The sequence below is a fragment of the Chitinophaga sp. genome (assembly GCF_017745275.1).
Lineage (GTDB): Bacteria > Bacteroidota > Bacteroidia > Chitinophagales > Chitinophagaceae > Chitinophaga.
This window is the reverse complement of record NZ_JAGHZS010000007.1, coordinates 174,735-184,943: the sequence shown is the minus strand read 5'-3', so window position 1 is coordinate 184,943 and position 10,209 is coordinate 174,735. Positions and strand designations below refer to the sequence as shown.

Annotated in this window: 9 protein-coding genes; 2 read left to right on the top strand and 7 right to left on the bottom strand. The window is 42.8% G+C overall.

What is annotated here, in order from left to right; genetic code table 11:
* Window positions 1-438: 438 nt before the first annotated feature.
* A complete protein-coding gene (locus J7623_RS20215; RefSeq protein WP_291923775.1) occupies window positions 439-1,779 on the top strand; it encodes an oligosaccharide flippase family protein in 1,341 nt (446 codons plus the stop codon).
* A gap of 10 nt (window positions 1,780-1,789) precedes the next feature.
* Entirely contained in the window at window positions 1,790-2,638 is an 849-nt protein-coding gene (locus tag J7623_RS20210) for a beta-1,6-N-acetylglucosaminyltransferase (protein WP_291923773.1), read from the top strand.
* A gap of 48 nt (window positions 2,639-2,686) precedes the next feature.
* On the opposite strand, the gene J7623_RS20205 is transcribed toward J7623_RS20210, so the two are convergent.
* Genes J7623_RS20205 through J7623_RS20175 form a run of 7 tightly spaced genes read right to left on the bottom strand, consistent with a single transcriptional unit; the run spans window position 2,687 to window position 10,203 of the window.
* Window positions 2,687-3,457 carry a methyltransferase domain-containing protein gene (locus tag J7623_RS20205; RefSeq protein ID WP_291923770.1) on the bottom strand — a complete coding sequence of 257 codons (771 nt, stop codon included), beginning with the start codon at window positions 3,455-3,457 and terminating at the stop codon, window positions 2,687-2,689.
* A 21-nt stretch (window positions 3,458-3,478) separates the two neighbouring features.
* Window positions 3,479-4,606 carry a glycosyltransferase family 4 protein gene (locus tag J7623_RS20200; RefSeq protein WP_291923768.1) on the bottom strand — a complete coding sequence of 376 codons (1,128 nt, stop codon included), beginning with the start codon at window positions 4,604-4,606 and terminating at the stop codon, window positions 3,479-3,481.
* 1 nt (window position 4,607) lies between these two features.
* Window positions 4,608-6,509, bottom strand: a complete 1,902-nt coding sequence (gene asnB / locus J7623_RS20195; protein WP_291923767.1) for an asparagine synthase (glutamine-hydrolyzing) — start codon at window positions 6,507-6,509, stop codon at window positions 4,608-4,610.
* A complete protein-coding gene (locus J7623_RS20190) occupies window positions 6,497-7,420 on the bottom strand; it encodes a glycosyltransferase family 2 protein (RefSeq protein WP_291923765.1) in 924 nt (307 codons plus the stop codon). Before J7623_RS20190 ends, asnB begins: the two co-directional genes overlap by 13 nt.
* Entirely contained in the window at window positions 7,404-8,618 is a 1,215-nt protein-coding gene (locus J7623_RS20185) for a glycosyltransferase (RefSeq protein ID WP_291923764.1), read from the bottom strand. Before J7623_RS20185 ends, J7623_RS20190 begins: the two co-directional genes overlap by 17 nt.
* Window positions 8,618-9,763 (bottom strand): sugar transferase, encoded by a 1,146-nt coding sequence (locus J7623_RS20180; protein ID WP_291923763.1) that lies wholly within the window; start codon window positions 9,761-9,763, stop codon window positions 8,618-8,620. The genes J7623_RS20185 and J7623_RS20180 overlap by 1 nt, the downstream gene beginning before the upstream one ends.
* A 47-nt stretch (window positions 9,764-9,810) precedes the next feature.
* The gene (locus J7623_RS20175; protein WP_291923762.1) at window positions 9,811-10,203 is read right to left on the bottom strand and encodes a response regulator; all 393 of its coding nucleotides are present in this window, start codon (window positions 10,201-10,203) and stop codon (window positions 9,811-9,813) included.
* Window positions 10,204-10,209: the final 6 nt, after the last annotated feature.

Genomic DNA, 10,209 nt, shown 5'->3' with positions numbered 1-10,209 from the left:
GGCCGTAACTTCGGGGGGATCCCAAAAAAAACAACAGTAAAATAGCGCCTAGCCTATACATGCCGCGGCCCGAGGGTTGCCTTAGCGATAGCAAAAGGTTGATCATAAATTATATGGCTTGCAAAGTTTTTAAAATTCTATCCTCATAGTCTTTTTCTTAAAAAATACCGCTGCGGAAAATCTTCCGCATTACAAAGAAAGCTTTTTTTTTAATCACATAATTAAAAAATTTAACATATATGCGCACAATAAATAAAGTATAACTATTTTGCATTTATACTTATTTGTTTATTTTCAATTTACAGGCGTGATTCGCCTTACCTTTCAATAAAAAAAACTATCTTTACAATTCAGTATCTAAAAAATACACCCCATTTCCAAGACCTCATCCTATCAAAGACCATGATTTTCATATAATACGATTGTAATTATTGTTTCATGGCTTTTAAGTTTTTATCGATTTTACGCAACCGGCATTTTCATTCCCTTCTGGGGAATATGATCATGGCATTTTTCAATGTGTTGTCGTTTGCCCTTTTGGTTAGGACGCTTTCTTTAAGTGCATTTGGAGAATGGGTGATGTTCCTCGCCACTTATAGCATATTGGATCAGGTACGCACTGCAATGTTACAATCCGGCATTATTAAATTCGGTGCAGGTGTTGACGAAACTACCAGCAGACAGGTAACCGGTGCTGCCTGGTACATTTCGTTGCTGGTAACGCTCTCTTTCGCGGTACTGTCACTGATCGTATATGCCGCTGCTTATCCCTGGTTTAGTCCTACCTGGCATTTCTTCCTGGGATGGTTGGGTATCATGACGTTACTCTCTCTCCCCTTTAATTTTGCCACCTGGGTATTACAGGCGAATCACCGGTTTGATAAAATTGTGCAGGTACGTTTTCTGCAGAACGGATCCTTTCTCGTTTTCCTGGGAGTGTTGTTTTTCCTGCAACAGATCAACCTGCATAATGTATTGTACGCCTATTCCCTGTCGCTATTAATCACCAGCGTATACTGTATGTTTTTCAAATGGACAGCATTGAATACCATGGCTGCCAGAACCAGGCAACAGGTGAAAGACATGTATCGCTATGGCAGGTTAATAGTAGGCAGTATGGTTTCTTCTTCTCTCTTAAATTATTCAGATAACCTGGTACTCAGGACCATGATTAATCCTGCTGCAGTTGCGATTTACAGCATTCCTCAAAAATTCATGGAAGTAATTGAAATTATGCTCCGCAGTTTTGTTGCCACATCACAGCCCACTATTTCGGGGGCCGCCAATAGAAACGACTGGCAGGGTGTGGCGCAGGCGTTTAGCAAATATACCGGTGCAGTCACTTTACTGATCCTGCCTTTTGTAGTGGGATTATTATTGTTTACCAAACCATTAATTGTGATCCTGGCGGCAAAAGCATATTTGCCGGCTACCGATATTGTGAGGATATTCCTGTTGTCGGCCATTCTCTATCCTATTGATCGCTTTATTGGCGTTACGTTGGATATGATTAATAAACCGCTGATTAATTTTTACAAAAATCTGCTGAAGCTGGTGTTAAATGTGATACTTGATATAACTTTAGTACTGTTGTTTACAGACATACGTTCCGTGGCTATTGCGTCTTCTCTGAACCTCCTGTTTGCAGTTATCTTTGGCTATTACTTCCTTCGTCGATCTCTTCCCGGGGTAACGATAAAAAGTATCTGGATAAATGGCTGGCAGGAGTGCAAAGGATTGTTACAAAAAATAAAAGTATTCCGTTTGCAATACAAATAATCAGCTGTGCATGAAACAAGCCTTTATTATACTGAGTCATAAAAACCCGCTGCAATTATGCCGCGTACTGGAACGACTGCAGCATCCGGCCATAGATTGTTACATTCACCTGGACGCCAAATGCGACATCCATGAGTGGCAGGCCGCGATGAATATGCCGCAGGTATATTTTATTAAGAAAAGGGAGAATGTTACATGGGCTGGTTACGGGACCATCCAGGCAGCATTGAATGGCATTGCAGCTGTGATGGAATCGGGCTATCAGTATGATTTTCTTCATCTCATCAGTGCACAGGACTACCCGCTGGTACAGGTCAGCCAACTATACGATTTCTTTCACGCCAATACAGGCAAACAATTCCTGGATATACTTCCTGAGGCGGCATTGCAACGGGTCATGTCAAAAATAAGATCTTATCATTTTGAAGATCTGCGCCTGCCCGGTAAGTACCGCCTGGCTGGCTGGCTAAATAAAATATTGCCTCCGAGGCAACATCCCCTGGGACTGGAAGTATTTGGCGGTTCCCTGTGGTGGAGCCTCACCCAGGAATGTGCCGCATGGTGCCTTCAATATATCCAGGCACACCCCGCATTAAAACGATTTTATAGATACACCTGGGGCGGCGATGAATTCATTTTCCAAACCATTATTATGAACGGGCCTTTCAAAAACAGCGTGGAGAATAACTATCGCCGTTATATTGACTGGTCTGAAGGGAATGCACATCCTAAAACATTTGAGGCTGGCGATTTCAATAAAATTATGGCGTCAGGACAGCTGCTGGCCAGGAAGTTTGATATGGCCAAAACCCCGGAACTGCTGGACAATATTGATAAAGCAGCCGGTTTTCAGAAATAGAAAAGGGTGATTCGCTTGAATCACCCTTTTCTATTTCTGGTATCTCTATCAACCTATTTTCTTCCGCCATAATGTATTGAAACCTCCTGTAAAGCCGTAAGGCAACAGCTCTGCCACCTGGCAGTCCAGTTTCTGCAGGAACTTCACTCTCTTGGTAACCAACGAAAAAGGAAACACGTCTTCCACAAAATTCGTTTTGGCAAACTGCACAATTTTAAAATTGCTGACTGTGGCCAATTGCTGCAAATCTTTGCGGGTAAAAAACTGTACGTGATCAAGATTATCAGCCTGCGACTGTGCGGTAGTTCCTTTAAACCCTAATCCTCTTTTCACTTTATTAATAGAGCTCCATAATGCCGGATGGTTTCTTGCCTTTAACATAGGTCTTGTTACACACAATTCCCTCGGGCCATTCCCATTAGGTACGGTCACTACCAATAATCCATTATCTTTTAACGACGCATAGATCGTATGTAATAAAAGATGTGGCTGATCAAGATGCTCCAGTACTTCGCTGCAAATAACAGCATCGTATGTTTCGCCCTGTGCGGTGAGCGCTTCCGCGCTGATCGCCGCAAATTTTACATTAGGGAGCGTATTCCGTTCATTGGCCACAGCAATTGTTTTCTCACTGATGTCAATACCCAACACTTCATATCCAAATTGCCCAAGGTGCCGGCTGATAACACCGTTACCACATCCTACATCCAATACCCGGCCTCCTTCAGGAATATTTTTCTTCAAACTATCTGTAATAAAATTAAGCCGCTTGATATCGGTAATGCGGTTGTATTCGTAGGTGATTGCGGTCTTTGTCATATTGAAATTGATAAAGTATTATTATTTTCCAAGCTGCAGATAAACCTCTGAAATTTTTCCTGTCATGCCTGCTACATTGAAATGTTCTGCAATAGCCGTTTTTGCATTTTGCTGCAACTGCTGTCTTAATGTAGCATCTACTGCCAGTTTAACAATAGCAGCTGCTAATGCGGTAATATTACTTGCTGGTACCAGTAAACCATTTTCTCCATCTGTTACCGCTTCTTTGGTACCATCCACATCGCTGGCGATTACTGCTTTCCCCATTGCCATTGCCTCCAGTACGCCTATCGGAAACCCTTCCCATAAAGAAGGGAGGCAATATATATCTGCTGCATGCAGCACGGCGGGTACATCTTGCCGGAAACCTGCAAATACGATCTGTTTATCTATCTCCAACTCTTTCGCCGTATTCTCAGCGGTTGTCCGTAGTTCCCCATCTCCTATCATCAGCAACTGCAGGTCGGGAACACTTTTAAGTGCCAGCGCAAAAGCCTTTATCATACTTACGGGATCTTTCTGATAGGTCATACGTGCAATAAAACAAAGCAGCAGCTTATCTCCCGGGATATTGTATTCGGCGCGCAGATCGGTATATACACCATCGGGATTAAACTTCCGGAGATTAACACCATTCCTCACCACAATACCATCGAACCCATTAAAAGCCTTTATGCCGGTTTGGCGATTAGATTCAGAAACACAAATATTTACCTGCGTTTTGCGGGTGATAAACTTTTCTGCGGCAATGCGTAAACGTTTGGCCAGGGGATGTAAACCATCATGAAATGACCAGCCATGAATAGTATACACCACCGGTAAGTTCAGGCTGCGGGCGGCCCACAAAACATTAGTGTTGGCGCGGGTGCCATGTACATGCACGATATCAACACGTTGTTCCTGTATAAATTTCTTTACCTTTCTCCAGACGCTGAGATCAAATGCTTTTTCGCTTTCAATCACAAACGCCGGTACTTCCAACTGTGCCAACGCTGCTATCATGGGACCATCCGTAAATGACAGTACAATGGGTTCGAAGATGGTTTTATCCAGCGATGCTACCAGGTCCAATACATGACTCTCTCCTCCGCCGATTTTTCCCTGGCGTATCGTTTCAAGTACACGTATTTTACCGTTCAGATTACTCATACTATAATTTTTCTATCCAGCGGCTGTACCATAACTGGAATACCAATATGTTCCATAATTTCTGATGGCTCACTTTACCACCGGATAAATAAGTTTTCAGCAATTGTTCTACATGAGGAACATTAAAGAGACCCGACTTTGCTAATCTTGCACCAGACAGGTAATATTGCATCTGCTCTTTCAGTTCATCCCGGAACCATTCCTGCAAAGGTGCAATGAATGGGCGCTTAGGACGCTCCATCAATGGCCTGGGGATGTATTTGTGTACAATTTCCTTGAGTATATATTTATTGATACCGTCTTTCACTTTCAATGAAGCAGGTACCTGCGCCAGGAATTCCACCAGGCGGTGATCCAGCATAGGTTCCCGGCCTTCAATACTCACTGACATGGTAGCTCTGTCTACTTTCACCAGGTTGTTATCTACCAGGAATGTTTTATAATCCACTGCCAGCAACCGGTTCAGCGCATCATTCATATTATCCAGTTCCCCATTCATGTCAAAATTGGTTTTATAACCTGCTGCCGGGAAATTGGTATAATGATTTACTTCCTCTTCTGTCAGATACTGGCTGATATATTTCAGCGCCAGCTGAGGCTTACCGCTGGCCCATATCAACTTCATCTTTTCGTACCGGGATGCGAAATTGTATTGTTTATTAAAATAAGGTATCACTTCCGGAGAAACAACCGACATCGCCGCACTGATAGTCCGTTGCAGCGGTTTTGGGAAACTGGTGGTGTACCGGAGCGACTGGTTGAATTTATTATACCCTGCAAACACTTCATCGCCACCATCGGCCGACAATACTACTTTCACTTCCCGCGCAGCAAATTTACTTACCAGCGTGGTGGGTACAGTAGAGTTATCCGCAAAAGGTTCATCATATATTTCAGGTAACTGTTCCAGTACGGCTTTCGCTTCAGCGGGTCCCACAATCCATTCGTGGTGTTCGGTACCCAGGTGCATAGCTATTTTCTTTGCCTCCCGCGACTCGTCCCATTGTGGTTCTTTATACCCAATGGTGAAAGTTTTGATCCGGCCTGATGTTTTGGATTGCAGCAGCGCAGCAACACTGGCGCTATCGTAACCACCGCTTAAAAATACACCAACCGGCACATCCGACACCATGCGATAACTATAAGCACTGTGCATCAATTCTTCCGTATGCCTGATCACATCTGCCTCTCCCATACCCGTGAGCGGCTGGCGATACGCATCCAGTACATTCCAATATTGCGACTCTTTTACTTCCGCATCTTCCAGTGTAACTTTCAGGGTATGTCCCGGTTTTAGCTTATGTGTGTTCCGGTAAATAGTATAGGGTGCCGGAATATAGCTGAACTGCAGGAACAAGGATAAACTTTTCTCGTCAATTTCTTTTTTGAAAGATGGATGCTCGCAGAGCCCTTTCAACTCAGAGGCAAACAGTAAGGTTTGGTTATGCCAATAATAATATAAAGGCTTTACACCCGCGCGATCACGGAAGATGGTTACTTCCCGGGATTCCCGGTCATAAATAACAAAGGCGAACATGCCGATACATTTGTCCAGCACTTTCTCCCGCCATTGTGCATATCCTTTTATCAAAACCTCCGTATCAGCACCTGAATGAAAGTGGTGTCCCAGCTTCTCCAGTTCTGTCCGGATCTCTTTAAAATTGTATATCTCACCATTGAAAATAATGGAGTATTGCTGATAATGCATAGGCTGATGCCCGGAGCTGGAAAGATCCAGTATCGAGAGGCGGCGTTGCCCGAGACCTACAGATGCGTGGGCATCTTCATATACTTCATAACCGGCGTCATTAGGTCCCCGGTGTGCCATCACATCCGTCATTTTCCGCAGCATATCTGCATCTGATTTTTGGGTAAAATCGATAAACCCTGCTATGCCACACATATGTTATCCGGTTTACGGTGTTTAAGATTCCAAAAAATTCCTCTCCAGAATGCTTTGAGATGAACAGACTCCTGTTTTAATAAAAACTGCGCCGTATTCTTTGGTATCGTCAGGAAAATAAAATATAGTATGAAAATCATCCTGGCAGGGAGTTTTACATTCCTGCGCATGAACAATATCCTGTTTCTTGTAATGTAATAAGTCTTCAACGGGCTGTTCTTTCCTGTTGTCATCGACTCTTTATGATAAATCAATGATTTATACTGATAGTAGATTTTATAGCCGTGCCGCTTGAATTGCTCACACCAATCAAATTCTTCGTAATACAGGAAATAAATTTCGGGCATTATCCCTACTTTTTTTACGGCGGCTGCAGACACCATCATGGCACCTCCATGTGCATAATGCGTTTCTGAAAAAACATCATACTGACCAGTATCGGCCTCCCTGCACCCAATCATGCTATTTCTCCCGGTGAGGGTATCTACAATATTATATCCTGCATATTCAATTGTTCCCTTATGGAAAAAATAATGAAACTTAGGGCTTACTACTCCTGCATCGGGATATTGGCTAAATACTTCCAACAGCCCTTCTATCAACCCCTCTGTAAATTCTGTATCATTATTTACCAGGAAAAAGTATTCTCCACTGGCGGCTTTTATACCCAGGTTATTCCCACCTGCAAACCCCAGGTTCTTTTCGCTCATGATTACTTTCGCGGCAGGATACTCTTCCCGGATCGCAGCCACCGGGCTTTCTGCAGACGCGTTATCTACCACGATCACTTCCAGGTTAGGATAAGAGATCTGCCGCAGCGACCTCATTAACTCTGTCGTAACTTTGGCATTGTTATAATTGATCGTTATAATAGATACCAGTGGATAATATGTATTACTTTCTGGCTGCATCTAATAATGGATTATCAATACCTGTTTGGGTATGGGTAGTATGAATAAATGTTTTATCTGCACCTTTTAAGCGGAATAGCAATAAGATCATAATGCCAACGGCTTTGGGCAAAGTAATCGCTGCAGTGAATAAGTACCTGGTAAAGAACTTTCCCGGAATAGGTAATAAAAGGGAGAGCATGTTCAATACAAACAGACCTGCCCATACGGCAGGTGATATTACCAGGAACGGCTGCAATATAAATGCTGCAACTGTTAGTATAGTTAATGCAGCGAGCAGTAACATTCGCGGGAGCAGTGCATTCTGACATACAGACAGGTTGAAATAATTAATATTTCCATTGAATAATGCAGCCCAACCTTGTTTCCAGAAAGTCCGCAGGTATACCAGCTGGCTCGACATCCAGCGTTTACGCTGGTTTTCAAATACGGCAGCATGTGTAATTTTTTCATCAAACACATAGGCATCTTCCAGGTAAAGGATAGAATGTCCCTTAGAGAGTACCAATAGCTGCAATACCTTATCAAATCCTCCTGTAGCCTGAATTTCCAGTAAAATCTCTTTAATAAGAGGATAATGAAAGGCCATGCCGGAACCAATTACGGAAGAAGACAATCCCAATGCGTTAGCTCCTTTCCGGTATAAAAAATTAGCGATAATTTCATTAGCCGCATCCAGGATAGCAAAAGGAGTATTAAGGTTCTTAGCTACTCTTTGTCCCTGAATGGCATGATGTCCCTGTTGCCATGCATGATTAATTTTCAGCAGAAAATCTTCTTCCAGGATGTTATCCGCATCACAGATCAATGCCAGGTCGTAATCATCTCCCAAATATTCAAAGGCCGCATTCAGCGACTTCGCTTTTGTACTTTTCTCAAATTTCACCGGCACCAGGCTTACCCCTGTGGCGGCCAGTTCTTCCAGTGTCCTGGGTTGCAGGGAATCGGCAATGACCACTACTTCAAAGCGGGTTACCGGGTACTGCAAGCGATGATAACTAGCTACAGTGGATAAAATAATACTGTCCTCTTTATAGGCAGGAACGAGTATTGCTATTTTAGCGTAAGTATCTGTTTCATCGTAAAGTATCTTTTTTTTCCGGCTCAAGCGGCCGGCAACGGCTAACAAAAGATTATAAAATACGCATCCGGCCAGGTAAACAAACAGTATTATCTCTATTATCGAAATTGCTATCATTATACATTATCTTTTTGCACAAGCGCCAGTGGTGTATTCACGATGAGCCACATATCATATCTAAAGGACCGCTTATGCGCATAATTAATATCCAGGTCTATCCGTTCTTTTACAGACATGTCTTTTTTGCCTCTTTTGCTTACCTGCCATAGCCCGGTAATACCTGCCGGTGCCAGGAATCTTTCCACCCAATCATCGGTAGTAAGTGTAGTGGCTTCATATAAAGGCAGTGGGCGGTTGCCTACCAGCGACATATCTCCTTTCAACACATTCAGCAATTGCGGTAATTCGTCCAGGCTACTGTTCCGTAAAAAACTACCCAGCTTTGTTACACGGGGGTCATTGGATACTTTAATGAATACCGGGGCAGCATTATCACCATCGTATTGATTAAGGTGCTTTATTTTATCCAGCTGCTTATCTGCATCCGGGATCATGGTCCGGAACTTATAAAATTTGAAAACACTGTAGTTGCGACCTGCACGCTTGGCGGCATAGAAGATGGGGCCTTTGGATTCCAGCCTGATCAAAGCGGCGATCAATAACATGAGGGGACTTAACAACAATAACCCGGTACCTGCAAGCACGATGTCCAGAGAACGCTTCATGATATTGCTATAAAATCTGCGGGTATATAACTTTTTATTGATCAGGCCTTTCTTATAAACAGGAAAGGCTCGCATCCGCTTAAATTTGCTTACTATAGCCACTTTGCCTGCCAGCATATGCCAGGCATTCATGGTAATTACATCATCAATGAAGGGGTATTTGATCACCAGCGACTTTAATTCCTCAAATCCCTTATCCGTATAAATGAAGAAAGGAATAGTATTGAGAAACTGATGCGTGGAAAAGAAGGCTTCCCACTCAGAAAGAGATGACTCATACGCACTCTCAAAACGGTAGATAATGGCCGCCGGCATTTTCTTCAAAACATACTGTAACTGATACATTACCCTTTTTGCATCCTCTACGTTAGATGCCATAATGCATCTGAACTCATCCTTATCGGTAAGCATCTCTTTATGGGGGTGACCAACAAAAAGCAGCATACTTTCGGTATTAGCAGTATTAATACGGAAGCTATCTCTGCTTTCGCCTCTAATGCTTTCTACCTGCAGTACATTCGGTGTAAAGGTATTCATATGTCGCTAATTAGTAGTGTATTGGTTAATTCAATATAACTGCATGACTATACAGCGGAAATTGTCAGTTGCTCATTCAATATAAAACCAACCTTACTCAACAACTGCATAGGATCAAAAGGCTTCTGTACAACTTGTCTTACGCTGTTATATTTATTCGGCAATTCATTCATCTTCTCTATAAAGAAGCCGGACAACACAATTACAGGAACATCCTGGTATAAATAGCTTCCCGACAAATAATCTAATAATTCCCACCCATCAATGTTAGGCATTTGCAGATCCGTTATAATCAGATCCGCTTTATTACCTTTCAGGAGCCAGGTCATTGCAGCCAAACCATCTGGTGCAGAAACCACTGAATATTCTTTTCCTAAAACAGCCTCCAGCAGATAACGCATTGGCATACTGTCGTCTATTATTAAAATTTTCTTTTTCATTTACCT

Bases quoted from the DNA above. Each gene is read 5' to 3' on its own strand.
- J7623_RS20215 (WP_291923775.1), top strand. From the start codon at position 439: ATGGCTTTTAAGTTTTTATCGATTTTACGCAACCGGCATTTTCATTCC.
- J7623_RS20210 (WP_291923773.1), top strand. From the start codon at position 1,790: ATGAAACAAGCCTTTATTATACTGAGTCATAAAAACCCGCTGCAATTA.
- J7623_RS20205 (WP_291923770.1), bottom strand. From the start codon at position 3,457: ATGACAAAGACCGCAATCACCTACGAATACAACCGCATTACCGATATC.
- J7623_RS20200 (WP_291923768.1), bottom strand. From the start codon at position 4,606: ATGAGTAATCTGAACGGTAAAATACGTGTACTTGAAACGATACGCCAG.
- asnB (WP_291923767.1), bottom strand. From the start codon at position 6,509: ATGTGTGGCATAGCAGGGTTTATCGATTTTACCCAAAAATCAGATGCA.
- J7623_RS20190 (WP_291923765.1), bottom strand. From the start codon at position 7,420: ATGCAGCCAGAAAGTAATACATATTATCCACTGGTATCTATTATAACG.
- J7623_RS20185 (WP_291923764.1), bottom strand. From the start codon at position 8,618: ATGATAGCAATTTCGATAATAGAGATAATACTGTTTGTTTACCTGGCC.
- J7623_RS20180 (WP_291923763.1), bottom strand. From the start codon at position 9,763: ATGAATACCTTTACACCGAATGTACTGCAGGTAGAAAGCATTAGAGGC.
- J7623_RS20175 (WP_291923762.1), bottom strand. From the start codon at position 10,203: ATGAAAAAGAAAATTTTAATAATAGACGACAGTATGCCAATGCGTTAT.